Below are 21,765 nucleotides of genomic sequence, written 5' to 3' on the forward strand. Positions count from 1 at the left end.
TAGTTGCAGTTACGAATGCAATATTTTTAATGGGGAATACAACCATCATTTTTTATATAAGTTCTCAAGGTTTTCCTGGTTGGGCTACCGCATTTTTACCCATAGCTTTCATACCCGCTATTAGAATGATATCTAAGGATGAAAAACAGATAAATCCTATTTTTCTTGGAGCATCAGTTGCTTTACTAATTTCTATTCATACGTTTACTACCTTGATGTATGTCATTGCTTTGATCCCGTTCTGGTGTATTGGTTTTTATAAATCAAAAAGTAAATTGTTAATGTTTAGAGATAGCATTTTATCTGTTTTAGTTGCACTTATATTAGCTGGTAATATGTTTATGGGAATCTTAGATGTCAAAACAACTTCATTGATTATGCCGTTTAAAGTACATGATCTCATTGGTACCAGTATGGTTTTATCCGATAGAACGATGGGAAGATATGATTACGGTTTGATATTCTCATTTATATTTCTTTTCCAATTTGCAATTAATATGATGAATTGGAAAAAAATATCTATACTTGAAAAAACAATTATGTTCACCGGTGGATTGTTTCTCCTATTATCTACTAAATATTTTCCTTGGAACGAATTTTTATCTCACTTTCCATCATTAGGAGGATTACAGTTTCCACAAAGATTTAGTGCTATTGCTTCTGTTCTGTTAATTTTAAATAGCGGATTAGTAATAAAAAGAATAATAAATCAAACATCAAAAGAGAATGCAAAAATAGTTATGGCTGTTTTTTTAGTTCTTTCATTAATTAATGTTTCAAGTGGATATTCAGATATGCTTTCGAAAGCAGCTTCATGGAAAACAGATAAATTAGAACTTGCTGGTGATAGGTTAGAAACACAACCTGAAGTAATTAGAAGTAATTTTTCTAGTTCTGATTTAACAAAAGCTTTTGACACAATTAGAAAATCAACAACTGATTATTTACCTAACAATGGGGCTATAGATGCACCTTATAAAGAATATACTAATCAGATATATGACAATCCTATCAACGTAAAAAAAAGTATTACAGAAAAAAATGAATTACAGTTAACTTGGGAGGTAAAAAAATCTGAGAAAGCACAACTTCCTGTATTTGTGTATGAACATAGTACTGTTGAATTAAATGGAAAAAAATTAAATAGGAAAGACTATACCAGTAGTAATATAGGGGCTTTAATTGTAAATGTAAAACCTGGTAAAAATACGGTCATCGTTGGATACAAGCCTTCATTTCTATTCAAGTCCTTTCTTGTCTTAAAAATTATTGCTATTCCACTGACGATAGTTTATTGTTTGTCATATACTTATAGGATGAATAAAAAAAGAAAAGAATAAATAACTCGCTCACTGAAGTGCGCCCCTAAAGTTAGACCAAAATATCTAACTTGGGGGTATTTTAGTGACTAAATACAATTATGCATTAAAAAAACAGGTAGTTGAAGCGTATCACAGAAGCGAAGGCGGTTATAAAACATTGGTAGCTCGGTATAGTATTCCATCCCCTTATAAGGTTGAAAAATAGAGAGAGGCAGTTGATACACTTAGGTTTTATGCTTTGCACAAGAGAAAAACAAACAAAGTTACTCTTCTCAATTCAAACAAGATGTCATACACTTTTATTTGAATAGTGGTAAATCTTATCTTGATGTAGACTTAAAGTTCGGCTTGTACTCGAAAGGTTTAGTTTTATATTGGCCTCAGCCATTCCTAAAAGAAGGAATCCAAGGTCTTTCACCGAAACCGAAAGGAGAATCTTAAATGTCTAAGAAAAGCAAGAAAAAACAATGACGCTTGCCCAAGATCTGGAACTAGAGAATTAGCTGCTTCTCGCAGAACTAGCCTTTGTAACAAAGTTCCGCTCTTTAGAAAGTCGGACAATAATCAGAAAAAAACTGATTATCGTCCAACTTTTTTTGCGTATTTTTGAATTTAATGAAGATATTTTTATTACTGTCACGGAAATTGAAACGGACACTAAAACCTTAACGCCGTTTTTAGACAGTTTTTAGGACAACATAAAGAGCTACCAGAATATATTGTGCCCAATGCAGATTCCGTGAGTTAACAAAATTATATATATATCAATAATGTTCTGCATAAACTTCTTTGATCACCAGCAGTGAGAATTCGTTCGATATAGAAAATTGGCTCTATCTGGAAGAACAACATGAGTATATTGCCCAGCAAACCGACTTGTCCCGTTCAAAGTCTATAGTTGTAGGAAAGATAAAGGCAGGTTTGTCCGAAATTTCAAAGCATAGTGCTAACAGAAGCTTTTGTAAGAAAAAACAGGTTCGATTTACCGTCGATGAAAATTTTGAGAAAGGAGTATTGTCCCACACTCCTTGGTCTCACTATTAGGTCTCGCTTCAAAGGGGTACCCTTTTTTAAAAAGAAAGCTATCCAGCAACTGCCAGATAGCTCACAAACGTTGATATAAAGGAAGGTACGGGACTTGAACCCGTGCACCACATTACTGCGGCTCGCCGGATTTCGAGTCCGGTGCATTACCACTCTGCCAACCTTCCATGCCTACTATTTTTAATCTTTTTCCATAAAATGTCAAGAGAAATTCTAGCGCTGATTTCAAATATATTTGTTTTCTAAAACCACGTTTACACATCACTATTGTTATGTTCAAATACAGAAAACTTTAAAATCACTTAATAAAAAAAACTTCCTCTCTGAGTTTATACTCTCAGAGAAAGAAGTTTACTGCATCACTCTAACGGATTTTTTCTGGATTTTCGATTGCCAATACAGAATCGACCGTTGTTTTGATGATCGAAATGATTTGCTCTTCTGTCGGATGCATAATACTAGAAGACATCAGTGAAGCGATCCCAGTAATCGTTACCCAAGTACCAGTATGAAGTGCATCAATATACTCTTCTGATAGATCTTTGTATCGTGCGTCTTCTTTCAAAAGCTTACGGAAATAATTATAAGAAAAATCATGCATCTTTTGACCATTTCCATGCTCATCGATATATAATGCCATATAAAGGCTATGGTTTTTCTTAGCAAAATAAATGTAATTAAGCCCTAAGTCGATAATCTTATCTCCTGTACGCTCAACAGGAAACACTTCTTCTTCTAACTGTTGGAAGATAACATCTAATAGCGTATTCTTCAAATCTTCCATATTCTTGAACTCTAAGTAGATCGGTTGAGTCGATATTCCCATCTTCTTAGCAATGTTTCTTGCAGTGAAACCTTTGAATCCTTCTTTAGCGACAACTTCGTATGCAGCTTTCAGAATTTGATCCTTCGTATAGACTTTTCTTCTCATAATAAAACTCCCCCACTTCATGCTACAGTCTGTGTTCTTTTATTTTAACCGATAATGATTCATTTTTGCAAATAATATACCTAAATTGTTATATTTTAAAGCATTTATGTGTTTTTTATTGGATTTTCTCAATTTTCTAACAATTTTCCCGCCAAATTTGTTTCCCCTTACAATTTTTGATTTTATGTTGAATTTAAGTTGACCAAAAGTTTTCTTTCAAGTTATAGTTAAATAAAAAGGAAAAGAAGGTGTGTAATGAAGAATAAAAGTGACGTTATTTATATTCATCCTAAAAAAAGAATCATTTCTCAAAGGAAAAACTATTTTTACCTTATTTTTACAGGCGTGTTTTTTTTGATTATTGGATTGCTTAGCGATTCTTTATCGAATAACCTCGTAGGATTAATGGTCATCATGACCTCCCCCAGTAATCTTTTAACAGACTATATTGCTTTAGGTGGATTTGGAAGCGCATTTATGAATGTAGGCTTACTTACACTCTCTTCTGTGTTACTCGCCTATCGCCATAAAGTCATGTTGAATGGTGCGATGTTTGCTTCAATCTTGACTGTCGCAGGCTTTTCTTTCTTTGGAAAAAATCTATATAATTCCATCTCGATCATTCTCGGTGTTTATCTCTATGCTCATTTTATGCACAAGCCATTTTCTCAATATGTGATGATTGGCTTGTTCGGTAGCGCACTCTCCCCTGTTGTCAGCTATATTACGTTCGGGATTGGCTTACCTTTACTTCAAGGTGCCTTTCTTGGGAACTTAGCTGGTTTGATCGTCGGCTTTTTATTGCCGATCTTAGCAGTTCAAACACTTACTTTTCATCGCGGTTTTACACTTTACAATATTGGCTTTACATCCGGCTTGATCGCGATGTTAGTAACAGGCATTCTCCGGCAATTTAGTTACTCGATCGAAGTTCAATCGATTCTTTCAACGGATCATCACCGTGAATTGACCTGGATCATTTTTCTATTCTTTTTATCAACTGCTCTTTGCGGTTTCTTCTTCAACTCATTTAAGTTGAAAGGCTTGCGTGAAATTTTTGAATCATCAGGGAAACTAACAACGGATTTTATTGGTACTGCTGGTATCGGTGCTACTTTGATCAACATGGGCTTAGTTGGCTTGTTACTTTTGTCTTACGTCTTGTTGATCGGTGGGGTATTGAATGGGCCCGTGACTGGCGGGATCATCTCTGTGGCTGGTTTCAGTTCGTTTGGAAGCCACGTAAGAAACTGTTTCCCGATCCTTATCGGTATTTATATCGCTTCTATCTTAGGAACGATGCACGATATGACACAAACGACCATGCTTGTCGCAGCGATTTTTGGCACAGGCTTAGCCCCAATCAGTGGATTTTATGGAGGAGTGTACGGAGTGATTGCTGGCTTTTTACATATTACTCTTGTCCATAATCTCAGTACATTACACGGGGGATTAAATTTATATAATAGTGGATTTTCAACGGGATTCATTGCTGGTATACTAGTGCCTATCCTAGAAAATTTTACGTTTACCGGGAAGGGAAAGAACGCACATGGAAAAAGAGCTATCAAAGAGGATCATTGATGAATTCCTCACGTATTTTTACGAACACGAAATCAATGAGATTCGTATCGGATTAGAATATACCGACGAAGGACTGTATATCGAATTTCAAGGAACCACGATGAATCCGCCAAAAGATTTAAATAATTTAGCAACACTATTGAATACACCTAGAGACCCCAGTATGGAAATCTATTACCACGAACTGCTAGGCACCCCTTCTCACGGTCAAGAATCTTATCGGCTACTTGGAAATTTGATCGATGATGTAGAGATCATGTATGATTCGCCAATTCTGAACATCAAGATTTTTCGTCGAATTGAACTTTAACTTAAATAGGTCACCGAATGAGATCATAAATTTAAGTAAATAAGTCTCTGGTTGGATGTTTTATTTTAACTCATCCTCTATACTTGGTTAGAACTTACAAAATTGTTTGTTGTTTTTCACTTTAAATAGTGGCGAGCGATTACTCACTTCATGTAAAATACAAGTATCAGATGAAAACCTCGAAGGAGTTGACTAGGGATGAACGTTGCAGTATCACGAAAATTAATGAATATCATATCGATCATCGGGATTGGATTCTCAGTGGCAATCACGATTTATTTTATTAATCTAGGCGTATTTAAAGATATAAACGCATTAAAAGGGCTTGTGGGTGATTCAATTATCTTAGGTCCCATTATCTTTATCTTGATTCAAATACTGCAAGTCGTCATACCGATCATTCCTGGTGGGATTAGCACCGCTGCTGGCGTCCTGATTTTTGGTCCTTATGCCGGGTTTATCTATAATTATGTCGGTATTTGTATCGGTTCGATCATCATTTTCTTATTAGGTAGAAAATATGGTAAACCATTTATACTATCGATGATCAGCGACAAAACCTACGATAAATATATCGGTTGGTTGGATAACCAAAGTCGCTTTGAAAAACTTTTTGCACTAGCGATCTTCTTGCCAGTAGCACCAGACGATGCTTTATGTTTGATGGCTGGCTTGACAAACATCTCAGTCAAAAAGTACACTTTGATCATATTGATCGCTAAACCTTTATCGATCTTTTTGTACAGTATGGCATTGATTTATGGTGGCAACTTCCTGACTGGCTTGTTAGGATGATTCCTTAATAGACACACTATGAGTACTGCAAAGAATATTTACTGCAGTACTCCTTTTTTATTTTTTTGCGTTATAATGTTAGGAGTAGGTGATAGTAATGATCGTTTATATAAAACGTAGTTTAGGAAATGCTTGGGACTTCCTCAAAGGGACGCAAGCTTACTTTCGTGACGTAGTTTTGATGCATGGGTTCATCTTATTTATTTGTTTACCTTTGCTTGGAAGTACAACACGTTTGATTTTACAACGTGGGTCGATTGATTATCTCTCCACTGATAATATCCCCACATTGATTTCACAGCATCCAGTCGTTTTTTTCTCCTTGATCGCTGTCTTGTTGATGATTTTACTCCTAGTTTATTTTGAGTTCACTTTTTTACTGATGAGTGTTTATTTTATCAAAAAACAAGAACCGATATCGTTGAAACAATTACTGCAATTGACGATTCGGCAACTAAAAAAAGTTCGTCCGATGATTTTTTTATTTTTCTTGGCTTACTTCTTTCTGATTTTACCAGTCAGTGGAATGAGCTTTAATTCTGATTTACTTTCTAGAATCAAGATTCCTGCATTTATTATCGACTTTATTTTTGCAAACCGCTGGATCGTCGTCAGCTCTTTTCTTTTGGTTTATGTATTCCTCGGCTATATCGGGATTCGTTTGATTTTCTCTTTACCAGAAATGATTTTAAGAGACCGTCCTTTTCGTGAAGCCATTCGAGAAAGTTGGCGTTTGACCAAATCACGATTTTTCGCGATTTCAGGACAGTTCTTGATTATTAGTGGAACGCTTCTCTTGATTTCAACAATCGGTTACTTAGCGATTATCTCCGGTCAGATTTTAGTTGAGTCCTATTTTTCTGAGTATTCATTGATCAGTGCTGTATTTGCAATGACTCTTTTACAAGGCGTCATCTTGTTCAATTTTGTGATGTCGACCGTGGGTATTTTTTATGTCATTGTGGACTTTATGGATGACGAAGGGTTTTTACCCGATATCCCTAGCTGGTTTTCACCACAAGAAGAACCTCAAAAGCATTCTGCTGTAAAGAATACTGCATTGACCTTATTTGCCGTATTTTTTGGTGTCGGTGTGTGTATTTACAATATGAACTACTTGGACTCTGCCTCTGAAACAACCCCCCTCACCATTTCTCATCGGGGAGTTAGCTCTGGGAATAGCGCGCAAAATACGATTGCCGCTTTAGAAAAGACGAGTAAAAATTACCATCCTGATTATGTAGAGATGGATGTTCAAGAAACAAAAGACGGCCAGTTCGTTGTGATGCATGACTTCAATCTTAGAAATCTGACAGGAGTCAATAAGGCACCGCAAGATTTGACACTTGAAGAATTAGAAAAATTGACCGTCACTGAAAATGGTGCCAAAGAACCACTAGTTTCATTTGACTTATATCTAAAACGAGCAAATGAATTAAATCAGAAATTACTCATTGAAATCAAAACGACTAGAAAAGACTCAAAAGATCTAGTCAAAAATTTTGTTAAGAAATACGAAGAGAATATTTTAACACATGGACATATTTTACAAAGTTTGACTTATCAAACAGTTTCAGAGTTAAAAGCTGAAAATCCAGATTTTTATGTTGGGTATATTTTACCTTTTAATATCATTGGTCCTCCAGTTACCCCAGGTGATTTCCTAACCATGGAATACAGTACGATCAATCGTAACTTTATCGATTCTGCCCATCAAGATGGCAAAAAAGTCTATGTATGGACCCTAAATGATTCAGACGATATGAGCCGAATGATGTTTTATGGCGTAGATGGCATCATTACAGATGATATGCAAGCTTTAAATGCTACGATCAAGAACACAGAAGGCGAAATAACCTACTCAGACAAATTATTAAACTTTGTTCTAGGTGTTGGATAAAACAGGCTCTTTGTCAATAAGGACTGATGAGTGCAATCAAGTGAAATCCGGAAGAAGAAGTGAACACTTCTTCTCCGGATTTTCTTCGTTATTTGACGTGAATGACTTGATTCGTCAAAAAGATTCGGATGCGCATGTTCTCAAATGATTTAAAGCCATAAGACACTCGTTTGAGTGTTTTGATGTGGGTGTTTTTTGCTTCAATTTTCCCATTAGAGTAAGGATAAATCAAAGAATGACGAATCCCTTCTTCATAGCTCAGAAGATTTTGTAGTTTTAGCCGAAATTCTTTATCTAATGTTTCTGGTAACTGATGCAAGAGAGTGAAAAATGACTCGTGGTCTTTGTCACGAAAGGCATCCGCTAGTTCATGGAACGCTTGATAGGCGACTTTCAAGGCAGTTGAAGCACTTAATAAACGGTCAAGCACCATGGCTTCTGTCAGGTAAGGATACTTTGGGGCACGAAAGCTACGCCAAGTTTTATATTCTGTGTGGTTGATATTCTTCCGATTTTTGGTGAGTAAGCGCCAATGGCTTTTTAATTTCCTTGGCATTGTCCGATTGCCCGAAGCAATCAGGCGTTTCATTTCACGGACACGAAAATCTTGGAACGCTTGATTCATGTGTTTGACCACATGAAAACGATCAATGACCAGTTTGGCATGAGGAAATACTTTTTTTGTTAGTTGAAAATACGCCGCATTCATATCAGTAACTAAATAGTCGACGTCAGATGGATTCACACATGTCTGGAAATAAGTGGTCAACCGAGACAATTTTCGAGTGGGTAAGATATCAACTAATTGCCCGGTTTCCCCATCGGCACAAATAAAACTCATCTTATCTTCTGAGGATACATGGGAACGAAATTCATCGACCATCAATACTTTGGGCAGGTGGCGCTTGGCTTGTTTTGGTAAATAGGTTTTTAACGACTTCAAAATACGCGTCACCGTTGGAATAGACACCTGGCAATGCTTTGCGATAAAAGATAAGGAGACCTTTTCGGTGAGTAAAGCAATGATTTTCATTTTTACATGCTCGGCAATCGAATGATTTGGCCGAACAAAATAGCTTTGGGCTGTCCAATGGGTATGGCAGTTTCTACAGTGATAACGTTGTTTCTTCAGCCGCATGATTAGCGGTAAATGGTTGAATTGATCGAAACGAATGCAGGTCATTTTCTTGCCATTTTTGACAATGACCGTTTTCCCCTTCGAATCTCTCACGGCAGAGCCACAAGTCAAACAAGCAGAAGTAGGAGGAGCTAACACTGCGTCAATAACTAAAGTATTGGTTTGATGGAACGTTTCGTAAGAAACATCTTGGATGGTTAAATATTTATCTGTTAATCGGAGCATTTTTTTGATAGAATTTTCCATAGAGCATATCGTCCTCTCAGTTGTTTATTTTGTGGTGATTTAATCATACTAGAGAACGATATGTTTTTTAATACCCAAAAAGAAAAAGTGGACTGACGAATCAGAATTGATTCATCAGTCCACTTTATTATAGAGCCATAAAACAAAAGCGTATCGCTCACTGTCCGATTGGATAAGTAAGCGACACGCTTTTTAGTTTATCTTTCTCTTGATTCCTTAATCGCCCGAACGACTGCTAAAACAGCGGGAATAGCAGAAATAACTGCTAGAAAAATACCCAATTTACCAGAATTTTTTCTTTTTTGCATAGCGTTTCGCCCCCTTTCTTTTATTATAATGAACTTTGCGAAATATCTCAAAACAAGTGTTTGCTCGTTTAATTCTTGGATTTCCCACTAATTTACTTCTCCCTCCTTTCAATACCAGTAAACCAAACGTCAGATATGACAATATTGTTTGAACATTCTCCCAAGCTGTTCGTGAGTCTTCATTCAAAAACAGCTACACTTAGATCAAAGAGGTGAATAATAATGGTCTATGTACAAACAGGAGTTTTTTTACTATTAACGATTGGTTTATTGATTGGAATTACGGAAAATTAATCGAGATATCCCTCTCCCCTTTTATGCAACAGCACTTTGATTGCCCAAATTTTGAAATGGTGCTAAACTTGAATTGTATCCGAAAGTTTCACAGAAAGTTTCATGGATACGTTACTTTTCAAGGAAGGGAGGAAACCTATATGACATTCACAAACACAACTATCAGCTATCGTGTAGCTTTTGATAGCTCGACTAACCGCTTCATGGCAATCGATGCAATGAATGAACAACATGTTGCTTATGGGGTCACCATTGAACAAGCAGTAAAAGCATTACACGAATCTAACTAAGGAGTGTCCCTTTTTCATGCCAGCTGATAATTCTATCAAGAAGTAAAAGACGTTTATGGCCAAGTGAGCCACAGAAACGTCTTTTTTGTTTACTTCAAAAAATATTAAACGCAAGTACTACTTACAATAAAATCCACAGTTTATTTTTTACTCCTCCCCTGCTCCTCTGAAAAATCACGCCATTTTTTTAAACGTACTTTAACAAACTCTGGCACAGGAATCCCTAACTTTCGCAAATTTTCAATCACAGACAAACCATAGATTGCACAATACGAGAACACTAAAGCAATCCCAATTGCTTCAAAACCAGTAATCTTTAAATAAGGATATGCAATCGCAACAATAAGAAAAATCATCACGTACTTGACTAGATCTTTCAGAAAAGATTGTTTGCTACGTTTCTTTTTTTCTGTTTTCAAACAAATTCCGCTAATGAAATCAATACATAGAATCAATAAAAATATCTGAATATACACATTACTCCCAAGATTTTTAAACTCATTCAATACCACAGCATTATCTACGATCATTTCCTCACCCTCTACTTTCCAGATTATTTCCCATTATTTTTTAACTCAGCTTGCTGTACTTCTCAATTGTTTGAAATAGTAAAAATATCATCATCTTTGACACAAAATGACTTTTAAGCTATCATAAAATCAATAAAAGAAAAAGAATACGCTTTAACTTAATTGAACTAGCTTGTTTGAACTTCTAAGTTACTGAATTCTTGTCTTTTTAAATGATTAAACGATTGTATAAGTAAACTATAATAGCATAAAAGCTAATTGTCAACTGAAATAACTTTTAAGCTATCTAAAGATCAAGAAAGGTGGTTCCTCATGACACTTGTTACAAGAATCAAACAATTAGCGGAAGAAAAAAAAGTAACCTTTGCTGAAGTCGAACGTGCCGTAGGAATCTCTAATGGGCAAATCAGACGATGGGACCGTGTTTCGCCAAAGTCGGAAAACTTAAAAAAAGTAGCTGATTATTTTGGCGTAACGACTGATTTCCTTTTGGGCAGTAACCAAGCACCGAAATGGGCAAATACAGACGATCTATTTGAATTAGACAAAATGCTTAATTCAAATGTCAACATGGCGTATGGCGGCGAAACATTGACAGAACAAGAAAAGCAACGTGTAAAAGATGTACTGACCGGGCTTTTCTGGGAATTTCGAAAACGCGACAAAGAGAAGTGAGCGTATATGGAGATGGATATTATCAAACTAGTAAGCGAACTGAAGCGCACCTATGATACTGCCAATCCTTTTGTCATTGCTGAAAAATTAGGAATAGAAATCAGATATGTTTCTTTTCTAGATAATCCAAAAGGACAGTTTCAAGAACTATTAGGCTCCCCTATTATCTTATTGAACAACTCACTAAAAGAATCAGAAGAACGTTTTTACATTTGCGCCCATGAACTTGGACACGCCTTGTTCCATCGTGAAATCTCAAGTTACTATGTGTCATCCAGAAACTCAAGAAGCAAATCAGAAAGTGAAGCCAACTGCTTCGCTTCCAATCTGATCGTTTCCTTGTATAAGGAAGATACAGAAACCTATCCAAGAGAAGTCGAGGAGCTGACACGGCTCTATGGACTTCCGGAAAGTTGTTATCGGTTTTTGATATGAAATGGAATAAACTACAGATTTTCGAAAGATGATACTGTAGTTTATTCTATTTTTTAGATCAAAATCATTTTGGATTGTAAGAATTTACTCAGTGTCGTTAGCAAAAAAATACCGAATCATTATAAAAAAAGGTTTTACCAATCTATTTCTCAAAATTAGTAGTTTTCTCTGGTTCAATTTTGATAAATGATGATAAGTAACGCAATAAAAAAAGTAACATTTCCATCTTATATATAACTATTCTGATTTTATTTTTTTTCATATAAGTAAAGCAGCAACTTCGATAACAATCACAAAATTTCTAATAAAACGAATTTCCCCTCTTCTTATTTACTTTACCTAAATTTTTCATAGTCCTTATATAACTAATTTAGTTTATTTTAAACGAAATATGTAAATCCTTGGTGCAAAATCAAATTAATTATCTTTGGTTATATAACGTTTTAAATATGAAAAACGTTGTGTAATATGTACATATATTATTTTACAATAACAAATCATGTGTGCTAACATTTATTTGAAAGCGATTGTAAAAACATCCTGATAATGTGGCTATTTAAAAGAATCTAATGAATAAAATTTACACTATTTTTGAAAGATCAACTGTTCAAGTACTTTTGAAATTTGGGATAATATGCACAAAAATAACATCCGTATCTTTTTTCAAAAAATACAATAATAAAATCTAAAAAATAGCGAACTACACTTAGAAACTTACTCTCGTTTCCTTAAACAAAAAGTGTGAATTTATAGAATTTAGTAGCTAAAAATAAATATTAGAAGGAGGAAAATAGAGAAAATTGAAGCTACTTGGTTTACTTTACAATTTAAAATGAATAACATTCATCAAATTATAAAGGAGTGTTTTATATGAGTACACTATTTGTATTAACATTTTTATTAGGGTGTGTTGGTATCTGGTATTATATTAAAAAAGCACCTCACAAAAGAAACCGGAATCTGTCAATCGCTACTGTCATAATATCTATCTTATTAATAGGAATATTTGGCTCATCGAATGACAGTGCTGATGAGAATACGAAACCAACAACTGTTTCTACCTCAACTGAAGAGACAACAGCTGAAACAGAGCTAATATTAGAGCTCCCTTCAGAAGTTGAAGCTGATGAAAACAGCAATGTTCTTATTACAGGTAAAACTAATCCCGGGGCACACGTTAGTATTGGTATGGGTATTCTAGGTGATTCTACTGAAGCAGATGAGGATGGGAGCTTTAGTCTAGAGCATAGTATTACTGATGATTCAGAGGAAGAATTAACTATCTACACTACATTGAATAATGAATCCAAAAGTACTAAAGTAACAGTAAAACCTAATGCTCAAGTTTTAGCTGACAAAGCAGATGCAGAAGCCAGAAGAAAACAAGCTGAAGAAGAGCAGAAGCAAATCGATGCTCAAAATGAGGCTGAAAAAAAAGACCCTAGTACTTATAATACAGGTATAACCTACGACCAACTCTCTAGAAATCCTGAAGAGTTTATAGGGGAAAAAGTGGTTTTATCCGGAAAAATAATTCAAGTTATGGAAAGTGATGAATATACTCAATACCGTTTAGCAGTTGATAGTGATTATGATAGAGTGGCGCTTATTCAAATATCAAAAGATCAATTATCGACTAGAATTCTTGAAGATGACTTAGTCACTATTTATGGTGAATCTTATGGTCTGATCTCTTATGATTCAGCATTAAGTGGTAAGATTACTGTACCTAGTGTAATTGTAAATATTTTTACACTAAACTAATCTATACTAATTCATAAAACTAAGTAGATATAGCAAATTTAAATTTCGCAAAAAAACGAACTTGCTAAAAACATTTTGTGTCAGCTCCTTACTATATGAAGAAATGATACTGCTATTTAGCTTCATAATTCTGAAACCACTGAGAATGAAAGTAATTAAATCAATCATACGAATTACTAACTCAACAAGGAGTGCTTGTTTATGAAATTTTGCCCTGAATGTGGCTCAAATGTTGTGGAAATGAAATTTTGTCCAAACTGCGGAATGAAGATTCCCCAATCTAACGGAATTAATAATACACCTACAGATAATTTACACTCTAATGATTCTAGTTCAAGATTTGTTGAAAAAGTACTTTGGAGTGGAAAACAGTCAAAACTATTTGGACTTAACGAGAAATTGAGATATAAAGCAACCGATTCAATTGAAGTAAAGATGAAAGAAGACCGCTATGAAATTACAAACTATGTCGTTCGAATAATCCACGAATCTACCACAAAAACAGATGAAGAAGTTTATAATTTTGAAGATATCAAAGATGTTAAAGTTAAACAAACATTGAAGGATAAAGTTCAGGGGATCGGCGATTTGGTTATCTATCTTATGAATGGTAACGAAGTCTATATGAAAGGAATTAATGATCCAGATGAACCAAAGCGTTTGATTATGCAACAGGCACTAGAATATCAAAGATCACGAAATATTATGTATAGAAAAGATTTGTAAAAAAATTGCTAAGGAACAGCAAGCTGGGCGCTTGCTGTTTTTTCTTCCCACAATTTCTTATGATTGTATCGCTTTTCCGATTTCACTTTAAATTTGAAAGCAATAATAATAAAATTTATGGTTCATCTATTAAGTTTTTTTCCAGCACCCTCATTAACCGTCCAAATTGATCTATCTCCTTTGACACTTCCTTGTATCCCCACTTTTCATATAGTCCTTCATGCTGTGTAGTTATATAAACATTTCTAAACCCAATTTCCGTTAATCTACGTTCGCCTATTTCTACTAATTCCTTACTAATGTGATTTCCCCGATATGCTGGTGTGACAAAGACAGTCGCAATATTTGGCGTGTATTCATTCGTGTCGATAATATCTTTTTTGACAAGAGTACAAAATCCCATAATTTCGTCTTTTTCTTTTGCGATAATCACAGATTCCCAATCTGTGAATTCGTGCTTTGCCATTTTATCTGCTGTATACTTTGCTGCCTTCCAATCAAATTGACGAATAGTATCAGCTACTTTAAGCCATTCAGGGTGATCATTCGTTAAGATTATATATTCCATCTACATTTCCTCTTTTCTAATCATTTCAAATATACTTACTTGAGTTGTTGAACCTACCCTAACATTTTAAATAAAAAAACTCAAAAAATCCCCATTCTATGATAATGAGAATTACGATTTCATATATTCATTGAAATATAGATTTTAAACTAATAGTTAATACATTGATTGGCTAAGATTGTCGTATGATAAAAATCTATTGTTTTGCGTACTTCGTAGTTTAAATAAAAAAATAGCTTGATTTATTATGCTACAGTATGTGACGAAATTTCTTTCTGTTTGATAGTATTCTTTGCATTTTAAACTTTTTCATAGTTTTAACTAAAACAGCACAACTTAAAAGTATTAACTTGCTACTTTATTTTTTACATTATTCATATATTAGCAGTATGATAAATAGATAAATAACATATAGGAGATATTATAATGAAAAGATTTTATTCTATTTTTGTGGTGAACAGTCTTTTTTTTACTTGCTTCTTGCGGGACGATCACTTCAAACAATACAACTTCAAGCAGTACCACAGATGTAACGATAAAAAATAAAGCTTCTGCATCTGAAACAAATTCTAATAACCAATTTTCCGAAGGCTCTTCCAGTATTCAAAGTTCTAAGATTCAAGAAACCACAAAGTCTACTCAATCATCTCAGGCAACAACGGAATCGACTATTATCCATTCTAACCCTGTGAATAATTCGCTAAATTCTGAAAAAAAGCAATGCAAGTCCTCATTAGCCTCTCCCCTGAATTACAAAATGATGATATTGTGGTTACATTCTATCAAATGGTTGATTCAGATTATCTATTTAATGCACAAAGTAAATCAATTCTAAGGCAAGGAGGATCCGGATCCATAGGTTTTTATCGAGTTTCTAAACAAGGTGTTGTTACAATAACTGATGCATATGGTAATCCATTAAAATAATTTTAAAAAAAATTTTTATCTAACAGCTGTTAGTGAATTAGATGAATTTTTAAACAGATAAAAAAGCATCTGATCAAGTGGTCCAATTTACATCAAAAAAAGACAGCCAATAACTGGCTGTCTTTCTTCATGTAGTACCATTTGTAGTACTAAAAATAAAGGTTCTATAATATCTAGTGTTGGTGGAAAACAATTTTGTTTTCTGCTAACACTATTTTTTGTAAAAAAAGATAGAAAAAGAGATATCCAAATTGATAGAATTAAGTCGACCAAAACCAACTCATCAAGAAAGGATATCTCCATGGACTATCATACTAAAAAATTACTCGGTTTAACAGATGAAAATATCATTTTCCCTACAGATTGGCTTTCTGAAAAGAAAGAAGGAGGGATTACCTCCCATGTGATTCATGGTCGCTTAGATTACACTCCCTCTTGTTGTACAAGATGTGGGATTAAAAATGAAGGACAAGTAATTAAGTATGGTACTCACCAAACCACGATTCATTTACTGCCGATTCGTTCAAACAAAACTGTCTTAAGTCTTAAAAAAACTCGCTTTCTATGTAAAGAGTGTGGCGCAACTTTCTCCGCTGAAACTTCTTTAGTCGATCGAAATTGTTCGATTTCTGTCGACTTGAAACGAAAAATCATGGCAGAATTAGCGATCAACTCCAGTAGAAAAGACATTGCCATCCGGTACTTCGTATCGGATGTAACGATTTTACGAATCATGAAAGGAGCCGTGAAGAACGTGAAAGTCCGCTTTGACTATTTGCCTTCTGTTCTTTGCTTTGATGAATTTAAAGCGATGAAATCTTGCGTTGGGAAAATGAGCTTTATCTTCATGGATGGTCAAACCAATCAGATTCTAGGTCTTCTTGAAAGTCGTAAACTTGCTTATTTACGTACCTATTTCTCTCGCTACACCCGTCAAGCAAGAGAAAACGTCCAATATATCGTCATGGATATGAACGCTCCTTATTTTGAATTAGCGAAAAGTATTTTTCCCCATGCACAAATTGTCACGGATCGGTTTCATATTATCCAACATATCCACCGGTCATTGAACCATTTACGGATACAAATCATGAACACTTCTCGCAAAAACGATCGCCTGAAGTACAAACGATTCAAACGTTTCTGGAAGTTGCTTCTAAAGGATTCTTATCTATTAAATAGTTCTCATTACCGTTATGATTATTCCTTTAAGCGACCAATGACTGAAAAAGCAATTGTTGATGAACTACTAAGCTATGATTCCACCTTGAAGCTGGCTTATGACACCTGCCAACTCCTTCTTTATCATTATAAACAAAAGGATACGAACTACTTTTTCGAAGTAGTGAACACCTTAGATACACAACTTCCTGAGTGGTTTCGTAAGAAGCTCACTTTCTTCAATAAATATAGAACAGGCATCGAGAATGCCTTTCAAACACCCTATAGTAACGGGGCGTTAGAAGGGACAAACAATAAAATCAAGGTAATCAAACGCGTTGCGTATGGTTACCGTAACTTTCTCCATTTTCGTGACCGAATTTATTTGATTCAAGGATTAGTTTTTCAAGACCAATCCAATACAAAAAAGAATCAATCTAAGCTTCTTTCTGCTTAGATTGATTCACGATGAAATTCTTTCAATTTGAATTCACCAACACTACTTGTCGAAGAGCCAAAATAAAATGGTGCCTACATGTTTTGTAGTCTTCGTTACTAAGAATATTCTCTAAACCCTATCCTACAGGCGTTCGTTCAATTCTTTCGCAAGATCTTCAAACCCTGGTTTACCTAGTAGGGCGAACATGTTTTTCTTATAAGCTTCTACCCCTGGTTGGTCAAATGGGTTGATTCCGTTGATGTAGCCTGAAATGCCGACAGCAATTTCAAAGAAGTACATTGTGTAACCTAAAGTGTAAGCATCCATTGCTGGGATTTTTACTAATAGGTTTGGTACGTCGCCGTCTGTGTGGGCTAATAATGTTCCTTCAAAAGCTTTTGTATTTACAAAGTCAACTTCTTTTCCTTGTAAATAACCAAGTCCATCCAAGTCTTCTGCTTGTTCAGGAATCGTGATCGATTTACGTGGTTTTTCAACTTTGACGATTGTTTCAAAGATATTGCGGCGGCCTTCTTGGATAAATTGACCTAGTGAGTGCAAGTCTGTTGAGAAGTTTGCACTTGAAGGATAGATTCCTTTTTGGTCTTTTCCTTCTGATTCGCCGAATAATTGTTTCCACCACTCAGAGAAGTATTGCATTCCTGGTTCGTAGTTGATCAATAATTCAGTAACTTTGCCTTTACGGTAAAGGATGTTACGCATTGCTGCATATTGGTAAGCTTCGTTTTCTTCAAGTTTGTCACTTGAGTAAGCTTTGCTTGCATCTGCGGCTCCTTGCATCAAGGCATCGATGTCTGCTCCGCTTGCTGCGATTGGTAGTAAACCAACTGCTGTCAATACAGAGAAACGTCCACCAACATCATCAGGAATAACAAACGTTTCCCATCCTTCTGCGTCGGCTTCTACTTTAACAGCGCCTTTTGCTTTGTCTGTTGTTGCGTAGATGCGTTTGTTTGCTTCTTCTTGTCCATATTTTTTAACAAGTAATTCTTTGAATACACGGAATGCAATGGCTGGCTCAGTCGTTGTTCCTGATTTTGAAATGACATTTACTGAGAAGTCACGATCGCCGATCACTTCAATCAAATCAGCAAGGTAAGTTGAGCTGATTGAGTTTCCAGCGAAGAAAATTTGTGGTGTTTGGCGTTTGTCGCTTCCCAACAAGTTGTAGAATGTATGTTGTAGGAAATCGATTGCTGCACGAGCGCCTAAATAAGATCCACCGATACCGATGACTACAAGGACTTCAGAATCAGATTGGATTTTCTTAGCAGCTGCTTTGATACGATCAAATTCTTCTTTGTCGTAGTTCGTAGGTAGGTCGATCCATCCTAGGTAGTCGCTGCCTGCGCCTGTTCCTTCTCGTAATAATTTGTCTGCAGCAGTAACTTGACTCTGCATATAGCCTAACTCATGTTCATTGACAAATGGTGCAACTTTAGAATAGTCAAAATGAATGTGTGCCATTTTTGTTCCTCCTTAAAAGTTTCAATCTACAGATATACTTTACGTTTTTTTTGCTTATTTTTCAAGCAAATATACGAGAAGCTTCTAATATTTACAAGAAACTTCCATTTTTTTAAACTAAGCCTTGCATTGCCATTACTTTTGCGACTTTTTCAAAGCCAGCAACATTGGCACCTAGCAAGAGATTTTTTTCGTTACCAAACTCTTTGGCAGTTTGACGACAAGTTTGATAGATGGTTGCCATGATGTCATCTAGTTCTGTGTCGACTTGGCTGCTTTCCCAAACAAGGCGTTGGGAGTTTTGGCTCATCTCTAGCGCAGAAACAGCAACTCCACCTGCATTGGCAGCTTTTCCTGGACAATACCAGATGTCTGCTTTTTCAAAAACTGAAACGGCTTCAAGTGTCGATGGCATGTTTGCGCCTTCGGCTACGATCTTGACACCATTTTCTACTAAGATCTCTGCCAAATCACCATTGATTTCGTTTTGTGTGGCACAAGGCAAAGCAATATCTGCGGCTTGTTTCAATGTCCAAACAGATTCATTTGCATGATATTCAGCTGACGAGCGTTCTTTGACATATTCTGTTAAACGGGCTCTTTTGACTTCTTTTAATTCTTTTAACAGATCAAGATCAATGCCTTCTGGATCATAGATGTATCCGCCTGAATCGGAACATGTAACGACTTTTCCACCTAGTTCATGGACTTTTTCGATGGCATAGATTGCTACATTTCCACTACCTGAGACAAATACGGTTTTGCCAGCAAATGAATCTTGTTCTTCGTTCAATAAATGTTTTACATAGTAAACCAAGCCGTAACCCGTTGCTTCTGTTCGGATCTTGCTTCCCCAGAAATCGAGTGGTTTCCCTGTCAACACGCCTGCATCGTATTGTTTCAACCGTTTATAGGCACCATATAGATAGCCGATCTCGCGCGCACCAACGCCGATATCTCCAGCTGGTACGTCGATTGAAGGTCCGATATGCTTCGCTAGTTCTAACATGAAACTTTGACAAAAGCGCATGATTTCATTATCTGATTTTCCTTTTGGATCAAAGTCACTTCCGCCTTTACCACCGCCAATCGGCAGACCAGTTAGGCTGTTTTTGAAAATTTGTTCAAATGCTAAGAATTTTAAAATACTCAAGTTGACACTTGGATGAAAACGTAAACCACCTTTATATGGTCCGATGGCTGAATTGTATTGGATTCGATAACCACGATTCACTTGCCAGTTTCCATGATCATCTTGCCAAGGTACACGGAATTGGATCACGCGTTCTGGTTCAACTAATATCCCTAGAATATTTTTTTCAATATATTCTGGATTTTTTTCTAAAAATTGGATGACCGTGGGCATAAATTCATCGACCGCTTGTAAAAACTCGCTTTGGCCTTCATCTTTTTGGTGAAGTTTTTCTTGTATCGATTGTACATATTCTTTTGCATTTGACATAGGTTCACGCTCCTTTATTCTTCTGACTTTATTTTAGCTTATTTCAATCATAGGTCAAAACATTTTCTGCGAATCGTCGTCAAATATGCTACACTCTCTGTGAGGTGAGAAAATGGAAAAAACTTATGACGTGATTGTTGTTGGTGCAGGAACAAGTGGCATGATGGCTGCAATCAGTGCGGCGGAGTATGGTGCGAAAGTCCTGTTGATCGAAAAAAATAAAAAAGCGGGAAAAAAATTATTGATGACTGGTGGCGGTCGATGTAATGTCACAAATAATCGCCCAGTCGATGATTTGATTGCGCATATCCCTGGAAATGGTAAATTCTTATATAGTACGTTTTCTCAATGGAACAATTTCGATATCATGGAATTCTTTGAATCACAAGGGGTTCATTTAAAAGAAGAAGATCACGGACGAATGTTTCCGGTGACGAATAAATCGAAAACAATCATTGACGCATTAGTTCATCGTCTGAATGAATTGAACGTCACGATGTTTTTTGGTGAGCGTGTTGAAAAGTTGATCCATAAAGAGAATCAAATCTATGGTGTACGTACGGAATTTGATGAATTTAAAGCAAAATGTGTCATTTTGACGACGGGTGGTCGAACGTATCCATCGACTGGTGCAACGGGTGATGGATATAAGTTGGTCAAAAAAGTGGGGCATACTGTCACGCCCCTTTATGCAACAGAATCTCCGTTGATCTCTGAGGAGCCTTTTATTGCTGATAAAGTGTTACAAGGTCTTTCTTTACAAGATATTACATTGCGCGTCTTGAATCCAAAAGGAAAAATGATCACGGAACATACGATGGATCTTTTATTTACCCACTTTGGGATCTCTGGCCCTGCTGCTTTACGATGTTCGAGTTTTATTAACAATGAACTACAAAAAACACAAGCGCCTGTCACTGTATCTTTAGATTGTTTTCCGACGAAGTCTGTGCAAGACCTGGTACAAGAGTTAACAGAGTTGAGTAAAGAATCGAAAAAGAATCTAGCCAATGCTTGGCGTGGTTTTCTACCTGAACGTCTGCTACAGTTTTATCTTGAGCGTCTAGAAATGACGGAGTTGACTGGTAGCCAAACAACGGAAAAACAAATTCAGGGGTTTGCTGCATTATGTAAAAATTTTGAGATGTTGATCCACAAGACATTTCCGATCGAGAAATCTTTTGTGACAGGTGGCGGTGTCTCTTTAAAAGAGGTCAACCCGAAAACGATGGAAAGTAAACGATTGAGTGGTTTGTTCTTTGGCGGAGAGTTACTTGATGTCAATGGCTATACAGGCGGCTTTAATATTACTGCAGCTTTTGCTACTGGGCGAGTTTCAGGGATGCATGCAGCGATGCAAAGTCAGTGGTAATAACTAAAAAAGCAAAACAATACTTGAATGTAGTCATCTTTGAAAGGCAACGTGTG

The 21,765-nt window shown here is 35.8% G+C and carries 18 protein-coding genes, 1 tRNA gene and 1 pseudogene; 13 read left to right on the forward strand and 7 right to left on the reverse strand.

Going from position 1 to position 21,765, the window contains the following annotated elements; translation table 11 throughout:
- The first annotated feature begins 29 nt into the window (after positions 1 to 29).
- Entirely contained in the window at positions 30 to 1,340 is a 1,311-nt protein-coding gene (locus IGL24_RS09005) for a hypothetical protein (protein ID WP_207700389.1), read from the forward strand.
- A 632-nt stretch (positions 1,341 to 1,972) separates the two neighbouring features.
- Positions 1,973 to 2,260 (forward strand): annotated as a pseudogene (locus IGL24_RS09010) (IS5/IS1182 family transposase); the annotation flags it as partial.
- Between the two features lie 185 nt (positions 2,261 to 2,445).
- Here the strand turns inward: IGL24_RS09010 and IGL24_RS09015 are convergent.
- Positions 2,446 to 2,533 (reverse strand) — tRNA-Ser (locus tag IGL24_RS09015).
- A gap of 197 nt (positions 2,534 to 2,730) precedes the next feature.
- Positions 2,731 to 3,297, reverse strand: a complete 567-nt coding sequence (locus IGL24_RS09020) for a TetR/AcrR family transcriptional regulator (protein WP_023519894.1) — start codon at positions 3,295 to 3,297, stop codon at positions 2,731 to 2,733.
- 255 nt (positions 3,298 to 3,552) lie between these two features.
- Here IGL24_RS09020 and IGL24_RS09025 point away from each other — a divergent pair, with 255 nt between their 5' ends.
- The 4 genes from IGL24_RS09025 to IGL24_RS09040 all read left to right on the forward strand — a co-directional run bounded on the left by IGL24_RS09025 (position 3,553) and on the right by IGL24_RS09040 (position 7,886).
- Positions 3,553 to 4,881, forward strand: coding sequence for a DUF1576 domain-containing protein (locus IGL24_RS09025; protein ID WP_207700388.1), 1,329 nt, complete (start codon positions 3,553 to 3,555; stop codon positions 4,879 to 4,881).
- Positions 4,850 to 5,191, forward strand: a complete 342-nt coding sequence (locus IGL24_RS09030) for a hypothetical protein (RefSeq protein WP_206859057.1) — start codon at positions 4,850 to 4,852, stop codon at positions 5,189 to 5,191. Before IGL24_RS09025 ends, IGL24_RS09030 begins: the two co-directional genes overlap by 32 nt.
- A 198-nt stretch (positions 5,192 to 5,389) precedes the next feature.
- Complete coding sequence (locus IGL24_RS09035) at positions 5,390 to 5,986, forward strand: TVP38/TMEM64 family protein (RefSeq protein ID WP_206859058.1); 597 nt, start codon at positions 5,390 to 5,392, stop codon at positions 5,984 to 5,986.
- 100 nt (positions 5,987 to 6,086) lie between these two features.
- The gene (locus tag IGL24_RS09040) at positions 6,087 to 7,886 is read left to right on the forward strand and encodes a glycerophosphoryl diester phosphodiesterase membrane domain-containing protein (RefSeq protein WP_207700401.1); all 1,800 of its coding nucleotides are present in this window, start codon (positions 6,087 to 6,089) and stop codon (positions 7,884 to 7,886) included.
- A gap of 88 nt (positions 7,887 to 7,974) precedes the next feature.
- Here IGL24_RS09040 and IGL24_RS09045 read toward each other — a convergent pair whose 3' ends face one another.
- Positions 7,975 to 9,270 carry an ISL3 family transposase gene (locus IGL24_RS09045; protein ID WP_207115953.1) on the reverse strand — a complete coding sequence of 432 codons (1,296 nt, stop codon included), beginning with the start codon at positions 9,268 to 9,270 and terminating at the stop codon, positions 7,975 to 7,977.
- Positions 9,271 to 10,012: 742 nt separating this feature from the next.
- On the opposite strand from IGL24_RS09045, the gene IGL24_RS09050 reads away from it, so the two are divergent.
- Positions 10,013 to 10,162, forward strand: a complete 150-nt coding sequence (locus IGL24_RS09050; protein ID WP_206859059.1) for a hypothetical protein — start codon at positions 10,013 to 10,015, stop codon at positions 10,160 to 10,162.
- Between the two features lie 140 nt (positions 10,163 to 10,302).
- Here the strand turns inward: IGL24_RS09050 and IGL24_RS09055 are convergent, their stop codons facing one another.
- On the reverse strand, positions 10,303 to 10,692 hold the full coding sequence (locus IGL24_RS09055) for a phage holin family protein (protein WP_206859060.1): 390 nt from the start codon (positions 10,690 to 10,692) through the stop codon (positions 10,303 to 10,305).
- Between the two features lie 312 nt (positions 10,693 to 11,004).
- Between IGL24_RS09055 and IGL24_RS09060 the strand changes: the two genes are divergently transcribed.
- The 4 genes from IGL24_RS09060 (at position 11,005) to IGL24_RS09075 (ending at position 14,292) form a co-directional block, all read left to right on the forward strand.
- Complete coding sequence (locus tag IGL24_RS09060; RefSeq protein ID WP_206859061.1) at positions 11,005 to 11,367, forward strand: helix-turn-helix domain-containing protein; 363 nt, start codon at positions 11,005 to 11,007, stop codon at positions 11,365 to 11,367.
- 6 nt (positions 11,368 to 11,373) lie between these two features.
- Positions 11,374 to 11,802, forward strand: a complete 429-nt coding sequence (locus IGL24_RS09065; RefSeq protein WP_019722947.1) for an ImmA/IrrE family metallo-endopeptidase — start codon at positions 11,374 to 11,376, stop codon at positions 11,800 to 11,802.
- Between the two features lie 870 nt (positions 11,803 to 12,672).
- Positions 12,673 to 13,566 (forward strand): hypothetical protein, encoded by an 894-nt coding sequence (locus IGL24_RS09070; RefSeq protein ID WP_429966320.1) that lies wholly within the window; start codon positions 12,673 to 12,675, stop codon positions 13,564 to 13,566.
- 201 nt (positions 13,567 to 13,767) lie between these two features.
- Positions 13,768 to 14,292, forward strand: coding sequence for a zinc ribbon domain-containing protein (locus IGL24_RS09075; protein WP_207700456.1), 525 nt, complete (start codon positions 13,768 to 13,770; stop codon positions 14,290 to 14,292).
- A gap of 115 nt (positions 14,293 to 14,407) precedes the next feature.
- Here IGL24_RS09075 and IGL24_RS09080 read toward each other — a convergent pair whose 3' ends face one another.
- Entirely contained in the window at positions 14,408 to 14,860 is a 453-nt protein-coding gene (locus IGL24_RS09080) for a GNAT family N-acetyltransferase (RefSeq protein ID WP_207700455.1), read from the reverse strand.
- A 1,228-nt stretch (positions 14,861 to 16,088) separates the two neighbouring features.
- Between IGL24_RS09080 and IGL24_RS09085 the strand changes: the two genes are divergently transcribed.
- Positions 16,089 to 17,405, forward strand: a complete 1,317-nt coding sequence (locus IGL24_RS09085) for an ISL3 family transposase (protein ID WP_207699991.1) — start codon at positions 16,089 to 16,091, stop codon at positions 17,403 to 17,405.
- A 123-nt stretch (positions 17,406 to 17,528) separates the two neighbouring features.
- Here the strand turns inward: IGL24_RS09085 and IGL24_RS09090 are convergent, their stop codons facing one another.
- Together IGL24_RS09090 and gdhA are read right to left on the reverse strand one after the other, a co-directional pair.
- Complete coding sequence (locus tag IGL24_RS09090) at positions 17,529 to 18,875, reverse strand: glucose-6-phosphate isomerase (protein WP_206859076.1); 1,347 nt, start codon at positions 18,873 to 18,875, stop codon at positions 17,529 to 17,531.
- A gap of 112 nt (positions 18,876 to 18,987) precedes the next feature.
- Entirely contained in the window at positions 18,988 to 20,337 is a 1,350-nt protein-coding gene (gene gdhA / locus IGL24_RS09095) for an NADP-specific glutamate dehydrogenase (RefSeq protein WP_207699989.1), read from the reverse strand.
- Between the two features lie 112 nt (positions 20,338 to 20,449).
- On the opposite strand from gdhA, the gene IGL24_RS09100 reads away from it, so the two are divergent.
- Positions 20,450 to 21,709 (forward strand): NAD(P)/FAD-dependent oxidoreductase, encoded by a 1,260-nt coding sequence (locus IGL24_RS09100; protein WP_207699988.1) that lies wholly within the window; start codon positions 20,450 to 20,452, stop codon positions 21,707 to 21,709.
- Positions 21,710 to 21,765: the final 56 nt, after the last annotated feature.

This window comes from Enterococcus sp. DIV2371, from assembly GCF_050498525.1.
GTDB classification, from domain to species: Bacteria; Bacillota; Bacilli; order Lactobacillales; family Enterococcaceae; genus Enterococcus_B; species Enterococcus_B mangumiae.

Bases quoted from the DNA above. Each gene is read 5' to 3' on its own strand.
- IGL24_RS09005 (WP_207700389.1), top strand. From the start codon at position 30: ATGGGGAATACAACCATCATTTTTTATATAAGTTCTCAAGGTTTTCCT.
- IGL24_RS09020 (WP_023519894.1), bottom strand. From the start codon at position 3,297: ATGAGAAGAAAAGTCTATACGAAGGATCAAATTCTGAAAGCTGCATAC.
- IGL24_RS09025 (WP_207700388.1), top strand. From the start codon at position 3,553: ATGAAGAATAAAAGTGACGTTATTTATATTCATCCTAAAAAAAGAATC.
- IGL24_RS09030 (WP_206859057.1), top strand. From the start codon at position 4,850: ATGGAAAAAGAGCTATCAAAGAGGATCATTGATGAATTCCTCACGTAT.
- IGL24_RS09035 (WP_206859058.1), top strand. From the start codon at position 5,390: ATGAACGTTGCAGTATCACGAAAATTAATGAATATCATATCGATCATC.
- IGL24_RS09045 (WP_207115953.1), bottom strand. From the start codon at position 9,270: ATGGAAAATTCTATCAAAAAAATGCTCCGATTAACAGATAAATATTTA.
- IGL24_RS09050 (WP_206859059.1), top strand. From the start codon at position 10,013: ATGACATTCACAAACACAACTATCAGCTATCGTGTAGCTTTTGATAGC.
- IGL24_RS09055 (WP_206859060.1), bottom strand. From the start codon at position 10,692: ATGATCGTAGATAATGCTGTGGTATTGAATGAGTTTAAAAATCTTGGG.
- IGL24_RS09060 (WP_206859061.1), top strand. From the start codon at position 11,005: ATGACACTTGTTACAAGAATCAAACAATTAGCGGAAGAAAAAAAAGTA.
- IGL24_RS09065 (WP_019722947.1), top strand. From the start codon at position 11,374: ATGGAGATGGATATTATCAAACTAGTAAGCGAACTGAAGCGCACCTAT.
- IGL24_RS09070 (WP_429966320.1), top strand. From the start codon at position 12,673: ATGAGTACACTATTTGTATTAACATTTTTATTAGGGTGTGTTGGTATC.
- IGL24_RS09075 (WP_207700456.1), top strand. From the start codon at position 13,768: ATGAAATTTTGCCCTGAATGTGGCTCAAATGTTGTGGAAATGAAATTT.
- IGL24_RS09080 (WP_207700455.1), bottom strand. From the start codon at position 14,860: ATGGAATATATAATCTTAACGAATGATCACCCTGAATGGCTTAAAGTA.
- IGL24_RS09085 (WP_207699991.1), top strand. From the start codon at position 16,089: ATGGACTATCATACTAAAAAATTACTCGGTTTAACAGATGAAAATATC.
- IGL24_RS09090 (WP_206859076.1), bottom strand. From the start codon at position 18,875: ATGGCACACATTCATTTTGACTATTCTAAAGTTGCACCATTTGTCAAT.
- gdhA (WP_207699989.1), bottom strand. From the start codon at position 20,337: ATGTCAAATGCAAAAGAATATGTACAATCGATACAAGAAAAACTTCAC.
- IGL24_RS09100 (WP_207699988.1), top strand. From the start codon at position 20,450: ATGGAAAAAACTTATGACGTGATTGTTGTTGGTGCAGGAACAAGTGGC.